The 21,612-nt window shown below is 73.5% G+C and carries 18 protein-coding genes; 14 read left to right on the top strand and 4 right to left on the bottom strand.

The annotated features are described in order from the left end of the window. Together VE614_RS19820 and VE614_RS19815 are read left to right on the top strand one after the other, a co-directional pair. The coding region (locus VE614_RS19820; protein ID WP_324938530.1) for an MFS transporter at window positions 1–1,549 on the top strand (1,549 nt) is incomplete at its 5' end. Window positions 1,550–1,660: 111 nt separating this feature from the next. Next, entirely contained in the window at window positions 1,661–2,851 is a 1,191-nt protein-coding gene (locus VE614_RS19815) for an acyl-CoA dehydrogenase family protein (RefSeq protein ID WP_324938527.1), read from the top strand. 41 nt (window positions 2,852–2,892) lie between these two features. Here VE614_RS19815 and VE614_RS19810 read toward each other — a convergent pair whose 3' ends face one another. Continuing rightward, window positions 2,893–3,330 carry a cell division protein SepF gene (locus VE614_RS19810; RefSeq protein WP_324938525.1) on the bottom strand — a complete coding sequence of 146 codons (438 nt, stop codon included), beginning with the start codon at window positions 3,328–3,330 and terminating at the stop codon, window positions 2,893–2,895. A 353-nt stretch (window positions 3,331–3,683) separates the two neighbouring features. Between VE614_RS19810 and VE614_RS19805 the strand changes: the two genes are divergently transcribed. The 7 genes from VE614_RS19805 (at window position 3,684) to VE614_RS19775 (ending at window position 12,014) form a co-directional block, all read left to right on the top strand. Then, on the top strand, window positions 3,684–4,898 hold the full coding sequence (locus tag VE614_RS19805) for a DUF5685 family protein (RefSeq protein WP_414719612.1): 1,215 nt from the start codon (window positions 3,684–3,686) through the stop codon (window positions 4,896–4,898). 361 nt (window positions 4,899–5,259) lie between these two features. Continuing rightward, window positions 5,260–6,108 (top strand): amino acid ABC transporter permease, encoded by an 849-nt coding sequence (locus VE614_RS19800; RefSeq protein WP_324938518.1) that lies wholly within the window; start codon window positions 5,260–5,262, stop codon window positions 6,106–6,108. Further along, a complete protein-coding gene (locus tag VE614_RS19795; protein ID WP_324938515.1) occupies window positions 6,105–7,862 on the top strand; it encodes an FAD/NAD(P)-binding protein in 1,758 nt (585 codons plus the stop codon). The genes VE614_RS19800 and VE614_RS19795 overlap by 4 nt, the downstream gene beginning before the upstream one ends. 107 nt (window positions 7,863–7,969) lie before the next feature. Further along, window positions 7,970–8,752, top strand: a complete 783-nt coding sequence (locus VE614_RS19790; RefSeq protein ID WP_324938512.1) for a DUF1684 domain-containing protein — start codon at window positions 7,970–7,972, stop codon at window positions 8,750–8,752. A gap of 220 nt (window positions 8,753–8,972) precedes the next feature. Next, a complete protein-coding gene (locus tag VE614_RS19785) occupies window positions 8,973–9,875 on the top strand; it encodes a S1 family peptidase (RefSeq protein ID WP_324938509.1) in 903 nt (300 codons plus the stop codon). Window positions 9,876–10,247: 372 nt separating this feature from the next. Then, complete coding sequence (locus VE614_RS19780) at window positions 10,248–11,330, top strand: S1 family peptidase (RefSeq protein WP_324938506.1); 1,083 nt, start codon at window positions 10,248–10,250, stop codon at window positions 11,328–11,330. A gap of 84 nt (window positions 11,331–11,414) precedes the next feature. Next, window positions 11,415–12,014, top strand: coding sequence for a 2'-5' RNA ligase family protein (locus VE614_RS19775; protein WP_324938503.1), 600 nt, complete (start codon window positions 11,415–11,417; stop codon window positions 12,012–12,014). Window positions 12,015–12,031: 17 nt separating this feature from the next. On the opposite strand, the gene VE614_RS19770 is transcribed toward VE614_RS19775, so the two are convergent. After that, complete coding sequence (locus VE614_RS19770; RefSeq protein ID WP_324938501.1) at window positions 12,032–13,066, bottom strand: DUF3533 domain-containing protein; 1,035 nt, start codon at window positions 13,064–13,066, stop codon at window positions 12,032–12,034. Window positions 13,067–13,207: 141 nt separating this feature from the next. On the opposite strand from VE614_RS19770, the gene VE614_RS19765 reads away from it, so the two are divergent. Genes VE614_RS19765 through VE614_RS19755 form a run of 3 tightly spaced genes read left to right on the top strand, consistent with a single transcriptional unit; the run spans window position 13,208 to window position 18,333 of the window. After that, window positions 13,208–16,783 (top strand): DNA polymerase III subunit alpha, encoded by a 3,576-nt coding sequence (locus tag VE614_RS19765; RefSeq protein ID WP_324938498.1) that lies wholly within the window; start codon window positions 13,208–13,210, stop codon window positions 16,781–16,783. Then, the gene (locus VE614_RS19760; RefSeq protein ID WP_324938496.1) at window positions 16,780–17,748 is read left to right on the top strand and encodes a DNA polymerase Y family protein; all 969 of its coding nucleotides are present in this window, start codon (window positions 16,780–16,782) and stop codon (window positions 17,746–17,748) included. The genes VE614_RS19765 and VE614_RS19760 overlap by 4 nt, the downstream gene beginning before the upstream one ends. A 9-nt stretch (window positions 17,749–17,757) precedes the next feature. Continuing rightward, the gene (locus VE614_RS19755) at window positions 17,758–18,333 is read left to right on the top strand and encodes a GNAT family N-acetyltransferase (protein ID WP_324938494.1); all 576 of its coding nucleotides are present in this window, start codon (window positions 17,758–17,760) and stop codon (window positions 18,331–18,333) included. On the opposite strand, the gene VE614_RS19750 is transcribed toward VE614_RS19755, so the two are convergent. Continuing rightward, window positions 18,311–18,685, bottom strand: coding sequence for a cupin domain-containing protein (locus tag VE614_RS19750; protein WP_324938491.1), 375 nt, complete (start codon window positions 18,683–18,685; stop codon window positions 18,311–18,313). The two genes, VE614_RS19755 and VE614_RS19750, sit on opposite strands and share 23 nt — an antisense overlap. A 108-nt stretch (window positions 18,686–18,793) precedes the next feature. On the opposite strand from VE614_RS19750, the gene VE614_RS19745 reads away from it, so the two are divergent. Both VE614_RS19745 and VE614_RS19740 read left to right on the top strand, forming a co-directional pair. After that, on the top strand, window positions 18,794–19,237 hold the full coding sequence (locus tag VE614_RS19745; RefSeq protein WP_324938488.1) for a MarR family winged helix-turn-helix transcriptional regulator: 444 nt from the start codon (window positions 18,794–18,796) through the stop codon (window positions 19,235–19,237). Window positions 19,238–19,412: 175 nt separating this feature from the next. After that, window positions 19,413–20,273: an esterase/lipase family protein gene (locus tag VE614_RS19740; RefSeq protein ID WP_324938485.1), complete on the top strand. Its 861-nt coding sequence runs from the start codon at window positions 19,413–19,415 to the stop codon at window positions 20,271–20,273. A 58-nt stretch (window positions 20,274–20,331) separates the two neighbouring features. Here the strand turns inward: VE614_RS19740 and VE614_RS19735 are convergent, their stop codons facing one another. Then, a complete protein-coding gene (locus VE614_RS19735) occupies window positions 20,332–21,447 on the bottom strand; it encodes a lytic polysaccharide monooxygenase (protein ID WP_324938482.1) in 1,116 nt (371 codons plus the stop codon). Between the last annotated feature and the right edge of the window lie 165 nt (window positions 21,448–21,612).

Raw genomic sequence — 21,612 nt, 5'->3', positions numbered from 1 at the left:
CAACCGCTGGGTCGTCCTGTTCGTCCTCTGTGTGAGCCTGCTGCTGGTCGCCCTGGACGCGACCGTCCTCCACGTCGCCGTCCCCGCGGTCACCGAGGACCTCCGGCCCAGCTCCACCGCCCTGCTCTGGATCGTCGACGCCTACCCCCTGGTCTGTGCCTCGCTGCTGATCCTCTTCGGCACGCTCGGCGACCGGGTGGGGAGACGGCGAGTCCTCCTCGGCGGCTACACGCTGTTCGGCGTGGCGTCCGCCGTCGCCGCGATGGCCGACACGCCGACGGTCCTCATCGCCGCCCGGGTGCTGCTCGGAGTCGGCGGCGCGATGATCATGCCGGCCACGCTGTCCATCCTGCGCGCCGTCTTCCCCGACCGGCGCGAACGGGCCACGGCCATCGGCGTCTGGACGGCCGTCGCCGCGATCGGCGCCGCCACCGGGCCCGTACTCGGCGGGTTCCTGGTCGAGCACTTCTGGTGGGGCTCGGTCTTCCTGATCAACATTCCGCTGATGCTGGTCAGCCTGCCGGTGGGGCGGCTGCTGCTGCCCGAGTCCAGGGGGGACGGCAAGGGCCCCTGGGACGTGGTCGGCGCGCTGATGGCGGCCGCCGGACTCTTCGGCGCCGTGCTCGGCGTCAAGCGGCTCGGCGGCGGGGAGGACATGACCGGCCCGTTCACCGTCGTGCCGCTGCTCGTCGGCGCCGTCCTGCTGGCGCTCTTCGTGCGACGGCAGCGGCGGCGGGCGTATCCGCTGGTCGATCTGAGAATGTTCGCCCGGCCGGCGTTCAGCACCTCCGTCGGCTGCATCGTGCTGGCCATGCTCGCCCTGGTCGGCCTGGAGCTGATCGCGGCGCAGTACCTCCAGCTGGTGCTGGGGCTCTCCCCGCTGGAGACCGGGCTGCGGCTGCTGCCGCTGACCGTGGCGGCGATGGCGGCGGGCCTGTTCGGGGCGCGGATGCTGCGCCGGTTCGGCCCGCGCCGGATGGTGGTGTTCGGCTTCTGCCTGACGGCGGGCGCCGTGGTGCTGCTGACCGCGATGGGCCGCGAGGACAACGCCGCGCTGATGCTGTCCGGGTTCGTGCTGCTCGGCTTCGGCCTGGAGACCACGCTGTTCGGCGCGTACGAGTCGATGCTGAGCGAGGCCCCGCAGGAGCAGGCCGGCGGGGCGGCGGCGATCGGCGAGACCTCGTACCAGCTGGGCGCGGGCATCGGTATCGCCCTGCTCGGCAGCGTGATGAACGCCGCCTACACGCCCGGCCTGACCTCGGTGCCCGGGGTGCCCGCGGACGCCTCGGCCGCCGCGGGCCACTCGCTGGGCGAGGCCTACGCCGTGGCGGGCCGGCTCGGCGGCGAGGCGGGCGCGGCCCTGCGCAGCGCCGCGCGGGACTGTTTCGTGCACGGACTCCATGTGACGCTGCTGGTCAGCGCGGGGTTGCTGCTGCTCGGCGCGGCGATGGCGCTGCGTCTGCCGCGGGTGATGCACTGCGAGCCGGAGGGCGCCAAGGCCGAGGTGCCGGCGCCGCGTGAGGTGGCCGAGTCCCGGGTGTCCGCCTGAGCGGCTGACGCTGGACGATCGGGAGACCGCGTCGTAGCGTCGCCCTGAATCCGAGACTGGCGGTGCTGGTCAGAGCTGGTGCCGCTGCTCACGAGCCGCCGGAGGGTGCCCGTGTCCACGTCCGCCAAGCTGCCGCCGTTCGATCCCGCCGACCCGCTCGGCCTGGACGATCTCCTCGAACCGGAGGACCTGGCCGTCCGGGACACCGTGCGTGGCTGGGCGGCGGACCGGGTGCTGCCGTACGTCGCCGACTGGTACGAGAGCGGTGAGCTGCCGCAGATCCGTGAGCTGGCCCGGGAGCTCGGCGCCATCGGCGCGCTCGGCATGTCCCTCGACGGGTACGGCTGCGCGGGCGCCAGCGCCGTGCAGTACGGGCTCGCCTGCCTGGAGCTGGAGGCCGCCGACTCGGGCATCCGCTCCCTGGTCTCGGTGCAGGGCTCCCTCGCCATGTACGCCATCCACCGCTTCGGCAACGAGGAGCAGAAGCAGACCTGGCTGCCGCGGATGGCGGCCGGGGAGGTCATCGGCTGCTTCGGTCTCACCGAGCCCGACCACGGCTCCGACCCCGCCGCCATGCGGACGTACGCCAAGAAGGACGGGACCGACTGGGTGCTGAACGGCCGCAAGATGTGGATCACCAACGGCTCCGTCGCCGGGGTCGCCGTCGTCTGGGCGCAGACCGACGACGGCATCCGCGGCTTCGCCGTGCCCACCGACGCCCCCGGCTTCTCGGCGCCCGAGATCAAGCACAAGTGGTCCCTGCGCGCCAGCGTCACCAGCGAACTGGTCCTGGACGACGTACGGCTGCCCGCCGACGCGGTGCTGCCGGGCGTGACCGGGCTGCGCGGCCCGCTCAGCTGTCTCTCGCACGCCCGGTACGGCATCGTGTGGGGCGCGATGGGCGCGGCTCGCACCTGTTTCGAGACCGCCGTCGACTACGCGAAGTCCCGGGAGCAGTTCGGGCGGCCCCTCGGCGGGTTCCAGCTCACCCAGGCCAAGCTCGCCGACATGGCGGTCGAACTGCACAAGGGGATTCTGCTCGCCCACCATCTGGGGCGACGGATGGACGCCGGCCGCCTGCGTCCGGAGCAGGTCAGCTTCGGCAAGCTCAACAACGTCCGCGAGGCCATCGACATCTGCCGTACGGCCCGCACGATTCTCGGTGCCAACGGCATCTCCCTCGAGTATCCCGTGATGCGGCACGCGACCAACCTGGAATCGGTGCTCACCTACGAGGGCACCGTCGAGATGCACCAGCTGGTGCTGGGCAAGGCGCTCACCGGACTGGACGCGTTCCGGTAAGCCGCCGGGGAGCGGAGGCGGGGCCGGGGATCGGCCCTGCCTCAGCTCTGATTGAAGAAACCGTCCGCGCGGTGCGCGGCCGGGTCGCCGTTCACGATCTCCGTGTGGGCGGGGGTCAGCAGGAACACCCGGGTCGAGACCCGCTCGATCGAACCGCGCAGCCCGAAGATGAGCCCCGCGGCGAAGTCGACGACGCGCTTGGCGTCGGCCGGCTCCATGGCCGTCAGATTCATGATCACCGGGACCCCGTCCCGGAACAGCTCGCCGATGGCGCGCGCGTCCCGGAAGCTGTCCGGGGTCACGGTGCCGATCCGGCGGCCCTTCTCCTCGGCGGTGTCCGAAGCCACCTTCACCCGCGGGTCCGTGACCCAGGCGTCGCCGGGCTCGTTCCCCTCGTAAGTCTCGTCGTCGTAGTAGCGCTCGTCATCGTTGTCGTCGACGAGGCCGAGCCACGCACTCGCCTTGCGCACCGATCCCATGGACGCCTCCTCTCACAGCGGTCTTTCGTGCCTTCCGCATTCCCCATGGTCGTCCATGATGCGGATGTCGCGCCAAGTGGATAGACGCCGCGCGGGGGGTTTGTGACGGTACTGGTGCACAGCGAATCCGTCGAGAGCCCGGATACCCCAAGGGTGTTGACGTATGCCGCTGCTGACTGTGAGTGAAATATGATTCTTCGCGGCGTCCGGGTGACGGGCGGTGCGTACGGGTGAACGAAGTGGCCGATACGATGCGGCCGAATCCGCGTCGTACGGACCACGGGGGAAGTGTTTTGTTCGGAATAGTCCGGCCTTGCGGTCATCGTCTCGGTGAACGGCTCAAGACCGAGTGGATGGCGCATCTGTGCGGCCTGTGCCTCGCGCTCCGCTCCGACCACGGCCAGCTCGCCCGGGTGGTGACCAACTACGACGGGCTGCTCGTCTCGGTTCTGACGGAGGCTCAGGGCGAGCGCGAGGGCGGCCGGTGGCGGCGCACGGCCGGACCGTGCCCGCTGCGCGGGATGCGCGCCGCGTCCGTGGCCCAGGGCGAGGGCGCCCGGCTCGCCGCGGCCGTCTCCCTGGTGCTCGCCTCCGCCAAGGTGCGCGACCACGTCGCCGACGGCGACGGACTGCTGGCCCGCCGCCCGGTGGCGCTCGCCGCCCGCCGGGTCGCCGGCAGCTGGGGCCGCGCCGGCGCCCGCGGCGGCACGGCCGTCGGCTTCGACACCGCCGTGCTGGTCGACGCCGTGGACCGGCAGCTCGGCATCGAGGCGCTGGCCGGGCCGGGCACCCCGCTCCTCACCGTCACCGAACCCACCGAGACCGCCACCGCCGCCGCCTTCGCGCACACCGCGCTGCTCGCCGGGCGCCCCGGCAACGCCGCGCCGCTGGCCGAGGCCGGGCGGCTCTTCGGGCGGCTCGCCCACCTCCTGGACGCCGTGGAGGACATGGCGGCTGACGCCGCGTCAGGCGCCTGGAACCCGCTCACCGCCACCGGCACCTCCCTCACCGAGGCCCGCAGGCTCGCCGACGACGCCGTGCACGGCATCCGCCTCGCGCTGCGCGAGGTGGAGTTCACCGACGGCCGGCTGGCCCATCTGCTCCTCGTGCACGAACTGCGGCGCTCGGTGGACCGGGCCTTCGGCACCGTGCCCGCGTGCGCGACGCACCAGCCGGGACCGTACGGCCCGCCGCAGCAGCCCGGCCCGTACGGGCAGCCGCAGCCTCCCTACCAGGCGGGGCCCCACGGCGCGCCGCCCCAGCAGGGTGGCCCGCACACCCCGTACGCCGGCGGCGGAGTGCACGGTGGCGGAGCGCACGGTGGCGGGGGCTTCGGCGGGGGCGGCGGTGACTTCGGTGGATTCGGAGGCGGGCCCGCGCCCCGGCCGCCGAGGGGGCGGCGCGGATTCTGGGCCGGATGCGGGATGTTCTGGCTGCTGTGCTGCACCTGCAAGCTGTGTTGCGCCAAGGAGTACGAGGGACCGTGGTCCCGCAAGAAGCGCGAGGGCTGCTGCCGCGACTGCGACTGCCCCAGCTGTGACTGCTGCTGCCCCTGCGACGGCTGCTGAGCCGCGGATGTGCTGAGGGGAGGGGTGTGTGTGAAGGCGAGGAAGGAGGAGAAGGAGCAGCAGGGCGTGGAGGGCCGGCTCAACAGGAAGAGGACCACACTCGACCGAAGTCGATGTGGGAGCGCGTGACCAGCCGCTGCTGCGAATGCATGGGCCAAGTGGAACAGGCGTTCCGACGGCCCGTCAACCATGCCCCGCGGAAATGAGATGGGCGGCTCACCATCCGGACGGCCTTGACAGGCCGGCCGACCGGGCCCGTACGCTCGACCGGCGGCCGTGCTGAGGGGCTCGGCCGTGGACCACGCCGTTTCGGCGCCCGTGTGAAGGCATCACCGTGTTCTTCGAGCCACGGAGCCTTCGCATGTCCTCCGACACCCTTGCCCACACCTCGGCGCCCCCCGTCTCCCCCGACGCCGCGCGCATCGTCCCCCAACGCCGCTACGGCCAGTGGCTGGCCGCCGCCGTCGTCCTCGTCCTGCTCGGCCTCGCCGTCGATTCCGTGCTGCGCAACGACGCCTTCCAGTGGGGTGTCGTCGCCGACTACTTCACCTCGGCCTCGGTGCTGCGCGGACTGTGGCTCACCCTGTGGCTGACCGCCGCGGTGATGGTGCTCGGCTTCGCGCTGGGCACCCTGCTCGCGGCGGCCCGGCTCTCCGCCAACCCCGTGCTCAGAGCCGTCAGCTGGGGATACGTCTGGCTGTTCCGGTCGATCCCGATGCTGGTGCAGCTGCTGCTGTGGTTCAACATCGGGGCGCTCTACCCGCAGATCCTCGGGATCAGGACGGTCGACCTGCTCGGCCCGGTCGCCGTGGCCGTCATCGGACTGACCCTGCACGAGGCCGCGTACGCCGCCGAGGTGGTGCGCGGCGGGATCCTGTCCGTCGGCGGCGGGCAGATCGAGGCGGCGCAGGCGCTCGGACTGAGCCGGTGGCGCCGCTGGTGGCGGATCGTGCTGCCGCAGGCGATGCGCTCCATCGTGCCGCCCGCCGGCAACATGCTGATCGGCACCCTCAAGGGCACCTCCATCGTCAGCGTCATCGCCGTCCAGGACCTGCTGTACTCGACCCAGCTCGTCTACCACCAGACCTACCAGGTCATCCCGCTGCTGATGGTGGCCACCGTCTGGTACACCGTCGTCACCTCGGTGCTCGGCGTCGGCCAGTACTACGTCGAGAAGCGCTACGCGCGCGGTACGGAGCCGGGCCGATGAGAGCCTCCCTGGTCATCGTGGGAGCCGGGCCGCGCGGCACCGGCGTCCTGGAGCGGATCGCCGCCAACGCCGCCGGACTGGCGCCCGGCGCGGGCCTCGACATCCACCTCGTCGACCCCTACCCGCCCGGCCCCGGACGGATCTGGCGCACCGAGCAGTCGCCGTTGCTCTGGATGAACTCCCGGGCCGAGGACGTCACCGTCTTCACCGACGCCAGCGTGGAGATGGCCGGACCCGTCCGGGAGGGCCCCACCCTGCACGAGTGGGCGGGGCTCGACGGGGACGCCTTCGTCGGCCGCCCGGTCCAGGGCTCTTATCTGCGCTGGGCCTACCACCGGGCGGTGGCCGCGCTGCCCCCGGAGGTCACCGTGCACCACCATCCGTGCCGCGCCCTGCGCGTCTCCGGGCCGCGCGAGGGCCGCCAGCGGGTGTGGCTGGCCGGCCGGCCGCGCCCCCTCCTCGCCGACCTGGTGATCCTCACCCTCGGTCACCTCGACGCCGAACCCGACGAGAAGCAGGCGGCCTTGAGCGCGTACGCCCGCGCCCACGGCCTCGTCCATCTGCCGCCCGACTTCACCGCCGACAGCGACCTGACCCCGCTGCGGCCCGGCGAGCCCGTCCTGGTGCGCGGCTTCGGGCTGGCCTTCGTCGACCTGATGGTGCTGCTCACCGAGGGCCGGGGCGGGCGGTTCGAGGGGGACACCTACCTGCCGTCCGGGCGGGAGCCGGTGCTGTACGTCGGATCGCGGCGCGGAGTGCCGTACCGCTCGAAGATCGGCTACCGCCTGGGCGGCACGCCGCCGCCGCTGCCCCGGTTCTTCGGCCCCGCCGACGTGGACGCGCTGCTCGCCCGGCCGGAGGGCTTCGACTTCCGGCGGGACGTGTGGCCGCTGGTGGAGAAGGAGCTGGGATACGCCCACTACCACCGGCTGTTCACCGCCCACCCCGAGCGGACGGGCCTCGGCCGGGGCCTCTTCGAGCGGGCGTACGCCGCCGCCGACGACCCGGCCGAGCGGGCGGCCCTGGTCGCCGCCGCCGTGCCCGACCCCGCCGACCGGCTGGACCTGGCCGCGCTCGACCGGCCGCTGGCCGGGGTGCGTCACACCTCGCACGAGGCGTTCCAGGCCGGACTGCGCCGCCACGTCGAGGCCGACCTGAGGCGGCGTCACGACCCCGCGCACAGCCCCGACCTGGCCGTCTTCGGCGCTCTGCTCTCCGTGTACGGCCGGCTGACCCGGCTCGGCGACATCGGCCCCTGGTGGCACGGCTTCTTCAGCTATCTGGCCTCCGGGCCGCCCGGTCCCCGGCTGCGGCAGATGCTCGCGCTGTCCCGCGCGGGTGTGCTGCGGTTCGTCGGCGCCGACATGGAAGTGCGCGCCGAGGGCGGGGTGTTCCGGGCGGCGAGCCCGACCGTGCCGGGGTTCGCCGTGGAGGCCCGGGCGCTGGTCGAGGCGCGGCTGCCGCAGCCCGCGGCGGCCCGGTCCCGGGACCCGCTGCTGAGGGAGCTGTACGCCGAGGGGGCCGCCGCCACCCCCGACGGGCTGCTGCGTGTGGACCCCGTCGACGGGCGGGTGCTGGACCGGTCCGGCCGTCCGCATCCGCGCCGGTTCGCGCTCGGTCCGCACACCGACGCGCGGGGTGCCGGCGCGTTCACCCGGCCGCGCTCCGGGGGACCGGCGTTCCGGCAGAACGACGCGGCGGCCCGGGCGGTGCTGACGTTCCTTCGGGAACCGGTGGGCCGGGCCGCCGCCTGAGGCACGTACGCACGCAGTGCCGGGCGGGGCACCGCACGGAATACCGCGGCGCCGGGAAAGCGCTCACACTGCGGGTCACCTGACCCGTTAAGGAAGGGTTTGATCACATGACGACGGACGCGTCCGAAGAGTGGAAGAAGTGGCACGAGGGGCGCCTGGAGGCGGTCTCCGCCCCCTACGGGCCGCTCGCCCTGACCGCCACCCACTGGCTGGAGGACTATCCGGAGGGGCGACTTCCGGACATCCCGGGGAACTGGACCACCGACGGCGACGCGGTCGTCCTGACCGCCGCCGGCCCGGACGGGCTGACCGTCGGCGGCGAGCCCTTCGATGGCCGGATACGGCTGGCGGCCGACGCCGGCCCGGCGTCCGCCGCGCGGGTCGGCTACGGCGAACGACGGCTCGTCGTGCTGGTCCGCGAAGGGGAATGGGGGGTACGCGACTTCGATCCGGCCGCCGAGCCCCGCCGCCGGTTCCGCGGCATCGACGCCACGCCCTACGATCCGCGCTGGTCGGTGCCGGGGCGGTTCGCCGCGTACTGCGAGGACCGCACCGTACGGGTGGAGAACGCGGACGGGCGGCGGCGCGGGCTCGGGCTGGGTGGAGAGCTGGCGTTCACCCTCGACGGGCGGGAGCACACCCTTCAGGTGTCGGTGGAGGGCGACGGCTCGCTGTGGGCCGTCTTCGCCGATGCCACCAGCGGGAACGGCAGTTACCGCTTCCGGTTCCTGCGGCCCGCGGCGCCCGGTCCGGACGGCCGTACGACGGTGGACTTCAACCGGTCCCAGCTGCCGCCGTGCGCCTTCGCCGACCACTTCATCTGCCCCTTCCCGCCGCCGGGGAACGTCCTGGACGTGGCCGTGGCGGCGGGGGAGCGGCAGCTGGCCTGACGCGACATCGGCGGCCGTGCGGGGGGCGATCCAGACAGTTGGTTCAAATCTTGACGGCCGAAAGGCACCCTTGCGCCTACCGGCCGTTTGGCCGAATACTCCCACCCAGCGCTTGTCAGGGGCACGGCGTGTTCGGAATCCGGACGCCCGTGCCCCCGGCTGCGCCTCACGGGCCCCAACCCCACGCGGGCCCCCAACTTCCTTTGTGGAGGAACGAAAAGTGAGGATCAAGCGCACCACCCCCCGCAGCGGCATATCGAGACGGACCCGGCTGACCGCCGTTTCCGCCGGACTCGTGGCCGCCGCCGCGATCGCGATCCCCAGCGCGAACGCGTCCGACACCGCCACGTTCAGCGCCACCGAGCTGAAGAGCGCCGGTGCCTCGGTGCTCAAGGCCGACGTCCCGGGCACCGCCTGGGCCGTCGACGGCAAGACCAACCGCCTGGTCGTGACCGTCGACAGCACGGTCTCCCAGGCCGAGATCGCCAAGATCAAGGAACAGGCCGGGGCCAACGCCGACGCGCTCACCATCAAGCGCACGCCCGGGAAGTTCACCAAGCTGATCCAGGGCGGCGACGCCATCTACGCGAGCAGCTGGCGCTGCTCCCTCGGCTTCAACGTCCAGGACGGCAGCGGTACCCAGTACTTCGTGACCGCCGGTCACTGCACCGACGGCGCGGGCACCTGGTACTCCAACTCCGGGCGCACCACGGTCATCGGCTCCACCGCCGGCTCCAGCTTCCCGGGCAACGACTACGGCCTCGTGCGCTACAGCGGGTCCGTCAGCCGGCCCGGCACCGCCAACGGCGTGGACATCACCCGCGCGGCCACCCCGGCCGTGGGCACCACCGTCATCCGGGACGGCTCCACCACCGGTACGCACAGCGGCCGGGTCACCGCCCTGAACGCGACCGTCAACTACGGCGGCGGCGACATCGTCTCCGGTCTGATCCAGACCAACGTCTGCGCCGAGCCCGGCGACTCCGGCGGCCCGCTCTACGGCAGCAACGGCACCGCCTACGGTCTGACCTCCGGCGGCAGCGGCAACTGCAGCACCGGTGGCACGACCTTCTTCCAGCCGGTCACCGAGGCCCTGAGCGCGTACGGCGTCAACGTCTACTGAGCCTCCACCCGTAACCGGCGGCACCACCTCGAACCCCCGCACACGCACCGTGTGCGGGGGTTTCCCTTGGGAGCCGCCGAGGCTTCCGATGCCTCCGGTGCCGGAGAGGCGGCGGTGATAATCAGTCAGGACTAGACCTCACCGCCCTGTACACGATTACTCACGCGTAGGCGTTTGCAGCGCGAATTCCCTTGGGCGGGCGGGGCGGTGAAGGGGTGGGGGGCGCGCGGTGGTCACCGTGTGCGCGTCCGGAAGTGGACCTTGTGCGCTCGCTGTGCGGTTCGGAAGAGTGGGCGCCCGTCAACCAAGCCTTCCGGCCTGTGGTGGTCCCCATAACCACCAGCGGGCCGACCCCCCACAGGAGGACGTGAGTTGAAGCACCGACGCATACCCAAGCGGCGGGCCGCCGTGGCAGGTGCGGGCATCGCCGCACTGGTCGCCGCGGGAGTGACCTTCCAGACTGCGAACGCCAGCGAGCCGACGGAGACCCCGGCGGTCAAGACCCTGTCCGCCCTGGCGGCCGGAAAGCTCGCCTCGACGCTGGACCGGGACCTCGGCGCGGACGCGGCCGGAACCTACTACGACGCCCGGGCCAGGACCCTGGTGGTGAACGTGCTCGACGAGGCCGCCGCCGAGGTGGTCGAGGAGGCCGGCGCACAGGCCAGAATCGTCGAGCACTCCCTCGCCGAGCTGAAGAGCGCCCGTACGGCGCTCCGGCAGGACGCCACCATCCCCGGTACGGCCTGGGTGACCGATCCGGCCACCAACAAGGTCGTCGTCACCGCCGACCGCACCGTCTCCGCGGCCGAGTGGAAGAAGCTGAGCCAGGTCGTCGACCGGCTCGGCACGGTGGTGGAACTCCAGCGCACCAAGGGGGAGTTCAGGCCCTTCATCGCCGGCGGTGACGCCATCACCGACGGCGGCGGGCGCTGCTCGCTCGGCTTCAACGTGGTCAAGGGCGGGGAGCCGTACTTCCTGACCGCCGGCCACTGCACCGAGGGCATCACCACGTGGTCGGACTCGGCCGGGACCGTCATCGGCGAGAACGAGGTCTCCAGCTTCCCGGACAACGACTACGGCCTCGTCAAGTACACCGCCGAGGTCGACCACCCGAGCGAGGTCAACCTCTACAACGGCTCGGCCCAGCGGATCACCGGTGCGGCCGAGGCCACCGTCGGCATGGAGGTCACCCGCAGCGGCTCCACCACGCAGGTGCACTCCGGCAAGGTCACCGGCCTGGACGCCACCGTGAACTACGGCAACGGCGACATCGTCAACGGACTCATCCAGACCGACGTCTGCGCCGAGCCCGGCGACAGCGGCGGCGCGCTGTTCTCCGGCGACAAGGCCATCGGCCTCACCTCCGGCGGCAGCGGCGACTGCACCTCCGGCGGGGAGACGTTCTTCCAGCCGGTGACCGAGGCGCTGTCGGCGACGGGCACACAGATCGGCTGACCCGTTCCGCACACGGTGAAGTCCCGCCCCGCGCGCGAGGGGCGGGACTTTCGTACGCGGGCCGCCGGCGGCGATCCTGGTGATGTGGACGGGAACCCGGTTTTCGACGGGGCCGGGCAGGTGGACGCACTCCAGGTGGCGCCGACCCCGCGGACGGCGGTGGCATGGCTGCCGCCGCCGGGGCTGTGGCCGGTGATCCAGGACATTCGCTGGGAGCACGATCCGCAGGTACGGCGGTGGCCCCCGCATGTGAACCTGCTGTTCGGCTTCGTGCCGGAGGAGGAGTTCGCGCGGGCCCTGCCGCTGCTCGGTGCCGCGGCGGCGCGGAGCCCGGCGTTCCCGGCGCGCCTGGCCGGAGTGCGCTCCTTCCGGCACCGGCACTACGCGACGGTGTGGCTCGATCCCGCCGCGGCGGACCGGGCGCCGTGGTCCCGTCTGCACCGGGAGCTGGTGCTGCGGTTCCCGCTCTGCCAGGGGCGCGGCGGACGCTTCACCCCGCATCTGTCCCTCGGCCGCACCCAGGATCCGAGGCGCCTGGCCGCCGAGTGCGCCGCCCGGCTCGGCTCGCTGCCGGCCGTGGTCGACGAGGTGGTCCTGCTCTCCCGGCGCGGTGAGGGGCCCATGCGGCCCCGGGCCACGATCGCACTGGGCACCGGGGAGATCCGCGGGCCGCGGGAGGGGTAGGTCCGGCCGGCGGGCGGCTACGGGACCTGCGTCCGCAGGGGCTCCTCCCCGCGCCGCTCACGCGTGCGCGCCGCCAGCAGGGTCACCGCGATGCCCACCGCCGCCCAGGCGGACAGCACCAGGAGGGCGCCGGTGGCGTCGTTGCCCTTGAAGTACGCGATGGAGCGGGCCGCCCAGGTGCCCGCGCCCGGCGGCAGGGCCGGGCCGATCGCCGCCCAGAACGGTGGCAGCATCGGCAGCGGGAAGGCGCCGCCCGCGCTGGGGTTGCCCGCGATCACCACGAGCAGGATCGCCAGGCCGATGCCGACGATGCCGATGACGCCCTGGAGGGCGAGGGTGGCGGCGCCGACCGCGAAGGTGATCAGCGCGCCGAGCCCCCACAGTGCCGCCACGCTGCCGGGCAGGGCGTCCAGGACCGGCCCGACGATGACCGCGCCGCCGAGGCCGCCGACGATCGAGACCGCGGCCATCACAGCGAGGCGGATCATCGCCCGGCGCGGGTTGGCGGGCCGGGCGCCGGTGCTGATCGCGAGGATCGAGGCGCACAGGTAGCCGCCGACGCACCAGCCGACGACCAGGTAGAACGACGACAGCCCGTTGAAGTCCCCGGGAGAGGCGGGGGCGACGTCCACGGTGCGCACGGTGCGCCGCTCGGTCTTCTCCAGGGTCGTGGTCAGCGACTCCAGCGCGCGGGCGAGGGCGGTGCCGCCGCCGGAGGCGACCAGGAGCGTGTCGGTGGGGCCGGCCGGGTTCACCACCAGGGCGCCGTCGATGTCGCGGTTCATGATCTGCTCGCGGGCCGTCTCCTCGTCGGCCACCGCCCGCGGGTCCAGGGGCGAGCCGGGCAGCCGCTCCAGCCGGGTGACCGTCTGCCGGGCGACGGCCTGCGGCGCGACCACTCCGAAGGGCACGTCCCTGGGCCTGGGGTGGTGCAGCGCTCCCACGTACGAGGCGATGAACAGCAACTGGAGGGCGACCACACCGAGGACGAGCAGGGTGGCCCGCGGGGTGACGGCGTCCGTCACCTCGCGGAGGAAGGTGGTCTGTGTCATGTCCCCACGCTCTGGCGCGACGGGTGTTTCCGCAGGTGGGAGGGGCCCGAACGGCTGTCGTACACATGTTCGGGATTTGGTCTATGGTGGTGGTGAGCACGTTGGAACGGATGTTCGATAGCGGAGATGGCGGGAGGTGCGATGCCGGGCTTCACGCATCTGCACACCGTCTCCGGGTTCTCCCTGCGCTACGGCGCCTCGCACCCGGAGCGGCTGGCCGGGCGCGCCTTCGAACGCGGCATGGACGCCCTCGCCCTCACCGACCGCGACACCCTCGCCGGCACGGTCCGCTTCGCCAAGGCCTGCGCCCGTGCGGGCGTGCGCCCGCTGTTCGGCGTGGACCTGGCGGTGGACCCGGCGGCGGTCGCCCCCGAGTCCGGCCCCGCACGCCGGGACCGGCGCCGCCGCACCCCCGTGCGCGGCGGTGCCTTCGTCGACGAGTCGACTCCGCGCGTCACCTTCCTCGCCCGGGACGGTGCCCGCGGCTGGGCCGACCTGTGCCGCCTGGTCACCGCCGCGCACCGGAGTGAGGGCACCCCCGTCCTGCCGTGGGGCGACAACCACGCCGACGGTCTCACCGTGCTGCTCGGCCCCGGCTCCGACGTCGGCCGGGCCCTCGCCGCGGGCCGCCCCGACCGGGCCGCGCGGCTCCTCGCCCCCTGGCGGGAGGTCTACGGTGACGCCCTGCGCCTGGAGGCGGTCTGGCACGGCCGCACCGGCACCGGCCCCGGTTCGCTGCGGCTGGCCGCGCGGACCGTCGGCTTCGCCGCCGAGCAGGGCGTCCGCCCGGTGCTCAGCAACGCCGTACGGTACGCCGATCCCGGCCAGGGACGGGTCGCCGACGTGCTGGACGCCGCCCGTCGTCTGGTCCCGGTCGACCCGGCCAAGGAGCTGGACTCCGGTGAGGCCTGGCTCAAGGGCGCGGGGGCCATGCGGGAGGCGGCCGAGCGGATCGTGGAGGCCGCCGGATACCGGCGCGAGGCCGCCCTGCGGCTGCTGGAGCAGACCCAGGCCACGGCCGCCGCGTGCCTGGTCGACCCCGAGGACGACCTCGGCATCGGCACCGTCCACTTCCCCGAGCCGCACCTGGTCGGCGCGGACCGCCGCAGCGCCCAGCGGGTGCTCGCCTCCCGGGCGGCGGCCGGCATGGTGCTGCACGGCTACGCGGGCCGGCGCGCCTACTGGGAGCGGATGCACGAGGAGCTGGACATCATCGCCCATCACGGCTTCGCCTCCTACTTCCTGACGGTCGCCCAGGTCGTCGACGACGTACGGAAGATGGGCATCCGGGTGGCCGCGCGCGGCTCCGGCGCGGGCTCCCTCGTCAACCACCTCCTCGGCATCGCGCACGCCGACCCGGTCGAGCACCGGCTGCTGATGGAGCGCTTCCTGTCCAGGGAGCGGGTCGTGCTGCCCGACATCGACATCGACGTGGAGTCGGCGCGCCGGCTGGAGGTCTACCGGGCGATCATCGGCCGGTTCGGCGCCGAGCGGGTCGCCACGGTCGCGATGCCCGAGACCTACCGGGTGCGGCACGCGATCCGGGACGTCGGCGCGGCCCTGTCCCTGGACCCCGCCGAGATCGACCGGCTCGCCAAGTCCTTCCCGCACATCCGTGCCCGCGACGCCCGCGCGGCGCTTCAGGAGCTGCCCGAACTGAGGGCGCTCGCCGCCGAGAAGGAGCGGTACGGCCCGCTGTGGGAGCTGGTCGAGGCGCTGGACGCGCTGCCGCGCGGGGTCGCCATGCACCCCTGCGGTGTGCTGCTCTCCGACGCCTCCCTGCTCTCCCGTACGCCGGTGATGCCGACCAGCGGCGAGGGCTTCCCGATGGCGCAGTTCGACAAGGACGACGTGGAGGACCTGGGGCTGCTCAAGCTGGACGTGCTGGGCGTGCGGATGCAGTCGGCGATGGCGCACGCGGTCGCCGAGGTGAAGCGCGCGTCGGGCGCCGAGGTCGACCTGGACGCGCTGCCGCCGGGCGACCCGGCGACGTACGGCCTGATCCGCTCCGCGGAGACGCTGGGCTGCTTCCAGATCGAGTCGCCGGGCCAGCGGGACCTGGTGGGGCGGCTCCAGCCGGCCACCTTCCACGATCTGGTGGTCGACATCTCGCTGTTCCGGCCGGGTCCGGTCGCCGCCGACATGGTGCGGCCGTTCATCGAGGCGCGGCACGGGCGGGCCCCGGTGCGTTACCCGCACCCGGATCTGGAGGGGCCGCTGAAGGAGACGTACGGGGTCGTCGTCTTCCACGAGCAGATCATCCACATCGTCGACATCATGACCGGCTGCGGGCGCGGTGAGGCGGACCGGGTGCGCCGGGGGCTGTCCGACCCGGAGTCGCAGGGGCGGATCCGGTTCTGGTTCGCCCAGCACGCGGCGGCGCGCGGCTATGACGCGGAGACGATCCGGCGCACCTGGGAGATCGTCGAGGCCTTCGGGTCGTACGGCTTCTGCAAGGCGCACGCGGTCGCCTTCGCGGTGCCGACGTACCAGTCGGCCTGGCTGAAGGCCCATCACCCGGCCGCCTTCTACGCCGGGCTGCTCACCCATGACCCGGGGATGTACCCCAAGCGGCTGCTGCTGGCGGACGCGCGGCGACGCGGGGTGCCGATCCTGCCGCTGGACGTGAACACGTCGGGGGTCGCCCACCGGATCGAACTGGTGTCTGAATCGCCGTCGTCGCCCGGGACGTGGGGACTCCGGCTCGCCCTCTCCGACGTCCACAACATCAGCGAGGCAGAGGCGCGACGGATCGAGGACGGGCAGCCGTACTCCTCCCTGCTCGACTTCTGGGAACGGGCCCGTCCGAGCCGTCCGCTCGCCCAGCGGCTCGCCCAGGTCGGCGCGCTGGACGCGTTCGGCGCCAACCGCCGCGACCTGCAACTGCACCTGACCGAACTGCATCGCGGCGCGCGTGGCGCGGGCGGCGGCGGAGGCCAGCTCCCGCTGTCCGGCGGACGGCGGACCGCCTCCGCCGGGCTGCCCGACCTCTCCGCGGAGGAACGGCTCAGCGCCGAGCTGGGCGTGCTCTCCATGGACGCCTCGCGCAACCTGATGGACGACCACCGGACGTTCCTGGACGAGCTGGGCGTGGTCAGCGCCCGTCGGCTGCGCGAGGCCCGGCACGGGGAGACGGTGCTGGTCGCGGGCGCCAAGGCGGCCACCCAGACACCGCCGATCCGGTCCGGCAGGCGGGTCATCTTCAGCACCCTGGACGACGGCACCGGCTTGGTCGACCTCGCCTTCTTCGACGACTCCCACGACGCCTGCGCCCACACCGTCTTCCACTCCTGGCTGCTGCTGGTGCGCGGTGTGGTCCAGCGGCGCGGACCGCGCAGCGTCAGTGTGGTGGGCGCCGCCGCCTGGAACCTCGCCGAACTGGCCGGACTGCGCCGGGAGCAAGGGCTGGAGGGGGTCGCGGCCCGGCTCGCCGGCGCGCCCGGCACCGGCCCCGCGGCCGACGGCGGGCCCTCCTTCGGTGACGGTTCCCCGCCCGACGACGGCCAGGGGCCCGCGCGGGGGCGGCTCGCCGGTTCCGACGGGCTGCCCGCCCCGGCCGGCTCGGCCGCCCGGGACCGTATGGACCACCACCGGTCCCGGACCGTCCGCATGCCCACGGGGTACGAGATGCACCCCTGGGCCGATCTGCGCCCCGCGGGGCAAGAACCTTCACAGACAAGGAAGTTGTGGCACCAGAGTCCGGGGAGTGCGGGATGACCATCCTCTGCGTACGTTTCCAGCTGCCGCCGATGTACGAGGCGGCCCTGCCCCAGTTGCTCGGGCTGCTGGAGGAGTTCACGCCGGTCGTCGAGGCGCTGCCACCGGACGGGGCGCTCGCCGATCTGGGCGGCGCCGAACGCTACTTCGGGCGCGACGCCGTCGCACTCGCCTCGGTGATCCGGGTCCGCGCCCTCGCCCACTTCGGCGTCGACTGCGTGATCGGCGCCGGACCGGGCCCCATGCTGGCCCGGATCGCGCTGCGCGCCGCCCGGCCGGGGCTGACCTGCGCGGTCCCCGAGGACGACGTGGCGGAGTTCCTCGCCGGCCAGCCCGTCGCGGTCCTGCCCGGCGTGGGCACCGCGACCGCCCGCACCCTGTGCGAGTACGGCCTCGACACCCTCGGCCGGGTCGCCGCCGCACCGCTGTCCACGCTCCAGCGCCTGGTCGGCGCGAAGGCGGGCCGCGAACTGCACGAGAAGGCGAACGGCATCGACCGCGGCCGGGTGGTCCCGAACGCCGTCTCCCGCTCCCTGGCGACGGAACGCCCCTTCGCCCGCGACGAACTGGACCCGGAGCGGCACCGCCGCGCCCTGCTCTCGGCCGCCGAGGAGATCGGCGCCAGGCTGCGGGCCGTGGAGAAGGTCTGCCGCACCCTCACCCTCACCGTGCGCTACGCCGACCGCTCCGCGACGACCCGTTCCCGTACCCTGCCCGAGCCCACCGCCCACTCGGCGGCGCTGGCGAAGACGGTCTACGGCATGTACGACGCCCTCGGCCTCCAGCGCGCCCGGGTCCGCGCGATCGCCCTGCGCGCCGAGGGTCTGACCCCCGCCGAACAGGCCTCCCACCAGCTCACCTTCGACCCCGCGGACGAACGGATCCGCCGTATCGAGGAGGTCGCCGACCGCGCGCGGGCCAAGTTCGGGCCACGCGCGGTGATGCCGGGAAGACTGGCGGCGTAGATTGATCCGATGGCTCTGAGGATCAAGGTGCGCGACTTCGTCCCCGAGGACGAGCCGGGTGTGCTGGAACTCTTCGCCGCCTGCGAGGACTGGTTCGTCGCCGCCACGGGGCAGCCGTCCGGGCCGGGCGATGTGCAGAGCATGTACTACGCGCTGCCGCCGGGCTGTGCGCCGGAGCGGAAGCGGCTGCTCGTCCTGGAGGCCGAGGGGCGGGTGACCGGGCTCGTCGACGCCGTGCTCGGCCACCCGGACCCGCAGAGCTGCGCGGTCGGCTGCTGGCTGCTGGCCCCGCACTGGCGGCGGCGCGGCATCGGCGGCGCGGTCGCGCGGGCCCTGCTGTCCGCCGCGCCCGCGGTCCGCCGGGTCACCGCCGTGCTCCCGCCCGGCTGGGCCCCGGGCACCGCCTTCGCGCGCGCCACCGGCTTCCGGGTCGCCGGCGCCCCGGGGGTGTCCGTGGGCGACCGGAACGCGGGGCCGGTCGAACGGGCCGCGCTCCGGGCGGAGTTGGACGTCCGCTCGTTCCGTGCCGGGGACCGCGGGGTGGTCGTCGACCGCACGGGCGTCAGCGGGCCCACGGCGGGCTGATCCGCGTCCCGTCGGCCAGTTCCGCCTCCAGGCCGACGGAGGTGGTGACCCAGGTGACGGCGGTCCGCTCGCCCGGGTTCTCGACGCGGAAGGCCGTGCCCGCGGTGACGATCACCGTGTCACCGGGGGCGAGGTGCGCGGCACGGCCGTCGAGGGTGACCCGCAGCTCGCCGTCGAGCAGATGCAGGATCTCCTCGCGGCTGACGGTGTGCTCCGGCGCGACGGTGCCCGCGGGGATCTCGCCGCGCCAGGCGCACAGCTCCTCGCTGCCGGTGCGTGGGGAGGCGTGCGAGATGAAGCGGGCACCGTGCAGCTCGTGGACGAGGGCGTCGGCGGGACGGATGACGGGCATGGCGGCTCCCTCTCGAACGGATGGCGGACGGTCAAGGCGCTTGACCATCTCTTCCGCCTCAATGGTCAACCTGCTTGACCATCTGGTCAAGGGTGTTTCAATCTCCTGGTGCAGAACTCCGATGCCCTGTCCCTGACCGCCGCCCTGCTCGCCGCCGCGGGGGAGCTGACCCGGCGCATCAACGAAGGTGTCGTCGCCCGGGGGTTCGAGGGGCGGCCCGCCTACGGCTTCGCCTTCACCCGGCTCGCCCGGGGCGGGGCCACGGTCACCGAACTCGCCGCCCATCTCGGGGTCACCAAGCAGGCGGCCAGCCAGCTCGTCGACGAGCTGGTGCGCAAGGGGTACGTGGAGCGGCGGGCGCATCCCGTGGACGCCCGGGCCCGGCTCCTGGAGCTGACCGAGCGGGGCCGGGCCTGTACGCGGGCCGCGGAGGAGGCGGCGGCGGAGGTCGTGGCGGAGTGGAGCGCGCTGCTGGGGGAGCGCGAGGTACGGGTGCTGCGGGAGCAGCTGGGGCGGATCGCGCCGCACGGGCCCGTCCGGCCCACCTGGTAGAGCGGCGACAGGGCACGCCCCGGCATCGACCGGCGTCGCGTGTTTTTACCGTCGCGCAACTTCCCCTTGGTGCTACTCGTCCGTAACTTGACGAGTGAACAGCATCCCGTGATCCGGATCACAGGGCGTAAGGCAGGCGAACCTCCTTCCCCACGAGCCGTCAGGAGATCACCCGATGCTGCCCTGGAACCGTGTCCGCAGATCCGTGGCCGCCCTGCTGCTGGCCGTCGCGGTCGCCCTCGTCCCCGCCACCACCGCCCGCGCGGGCGACGCTCCCAGCCGCGGCTGGAACGACTACTCCTGCAAGCCCTCCACCGCCCATCCCCGGCCCGTCGTCCTGGTCCACGGCACCTTGGGCAACGCCGTCGACAACTGGCTGGGCCTCGCCCCGTACCTGGTCGCACGCGGGTACTGTGTCTACTCCCTCGACTACGGCCGGCTCCCCGGCGTCCCGTTCTTCCACGGGCTCGGGCCCGTCGCGAAGTCCGCCGAGGAACTCGACGCGTTCGTCGACAAGGTGCTCGCCGCCACCGGCGCCGCCGAAGCCGACCTGGTCGGCCACTCGCAGGGCGGCATGATGCCCCGTCACTACCTCAAGTTCCTCGGTGGAGCCGCCGAGGTGAACGCGCTCGTCGGCATCGCTCCCGACAACCACGGCACGACCCTCGGCGGACTCACCGCGCTGCTGCCGTACTTCCCCGGCGCCGAGGACCTCCTCACCACCGCCACCCCCGCGCTCGCCGACCAGATCGCCGGATCCGACTTCCTGGACCGGCTCAACGCGGGCGGCGACACCGTCCCCGGCGTCCGCTACACGGTGCTCGCGACCCGGTACGACCAGGTCGTCACGCCGTACCGGAGCGGCTTCCTGGACGGGCCGAACGTACGCAACGTGCTGCTCCAGGACCTGTGCCCGGCCGACCTCTCCGAGCACCTGGCGATCGGGCTGTTCGACCGGATCGCCTTCCACGAGGTGGCCAACGCGCTCGACCCGGCGAACGCCAGGCCCACCACCTGCGCCGCCGCCTTCAGCTGACGGCCGCCGGGGTCCGGCCGGCCTGAGCCGCCGGCCGGACCCCGCAGTCCCTATCGCCTCAGCGGCCGTGCCGGCCGCCGGTCACCGCCTTGCGGCGGACCGAGGCGAACAGGGCCGCCGCGCCGAGCGCCAGCGCCGCCGCGCCGCCCACGGCGAGGTACGCCGTGCCGCTGTCGCCGCCGGTCTCGGCGAGGTTCTGCGACGCGCCCGCCGCCTTGGGCTGGTCGGCCTGCGCCGATCCGGCGGCTGCCGCCGCCGCGGCGGGCTCCGCCGTCGTGCGGTGGTCGTCGTCGCCGTGGCCGTGGTTCTCGATGGTCGAGTGCTCGGCACCGGCCTCGATCTGCTCCTGGGACGGGGCGGAGGCGACCGGAGCCGGGGCGGCACCGACGTTCGTACCGCTGTCGCTGTCGCTGTCGCTGTCGCTGTTGCTGTCGCTGTCGCTGCCGGTGCCGCTGTCGGTGGCGGTGTCGCCGCTCGCCGTGTCGCCGCCGTCCGGGGCGCTGCCCGGGGCGTCGGCCGGAGTGCCGCTCGTGGTGCCGCCGAAGGTGACGTCGGAACAGGAGTAGAAGGCCTCCGGGCTGTCCGAGCGCTGCCAGACCGCGTACAGCAGATGCTTGCCGGTGCGCTCGGGCAGCGTGCCGGAGAACGTGTAGAAGCCGCCCGCCGCCGCCGGATCGGTGGCGGTGGCCACCGGGTTCGCCAGGTCCAGGTCGTCCCAGGCGAGCGGCTGGGCGGGGTCGTAGCCCGGCTTGGTCAGATACACCGTGAAGGTGCCCCTGTGCGGGGCGGTCACGCGGTACTTGAAGGTGTACGAGCCGCTGCGCACGCTGGTCGCGGGCCAGTCGGCACGGGCCAGGTCGAGGCCCTTGAACGCCTCGTTGTTCGCGCTGCACAGCTTGCCGTCCGGGATCAGTGCCCGGTGCTGCCCGGCCGCGTTGCCGATGCGGATGCCGTTCCAGTCGTAGAGCGCCTGGGTGCCGCCCGCCGCGACCGCCGCCCTGCACGCCTGTGAGGACGGGCTCTCCGGGCCCTCCGCGTAGCACTGCGCGACCCGGCTGACCGGGTCGCCCATCGACCCGTGCGCGGACGCGGGCACCGCCGTGAGGGCGGTCAGGGCGAGCGGGCCGAGGCCGAGGGCGACGGTGGCGGCGGCCTTGCGGCGGGGTGCGGGCATGGAGGAACTCCTAGGAGGGGCGGTCGGTGCTTTCCGGTGATCCCGTGGGGTGATCAGAAGCTAGCCCCGAGAGCCCGCGAAATCGCCCGCCGAGGGCGGCTGACGGAGATCCTTATGGTGCCGTTAAGGGAGCGCTCAGGCTGCGCTGAGGCAGGTACCGTGCGG

This window comes from Streptomyces sp. (genome assembly GCF_035645055.1).
Taxonomy (GTDB): domain Bacteria; phylum Actinomycetota; class Actinomycetes; order Streptomycetales; family Streptomycetaceae; genus Streptomyces.
This window is presented reverse-complemented; position numbering and strand designations above follow the sequence as displayed.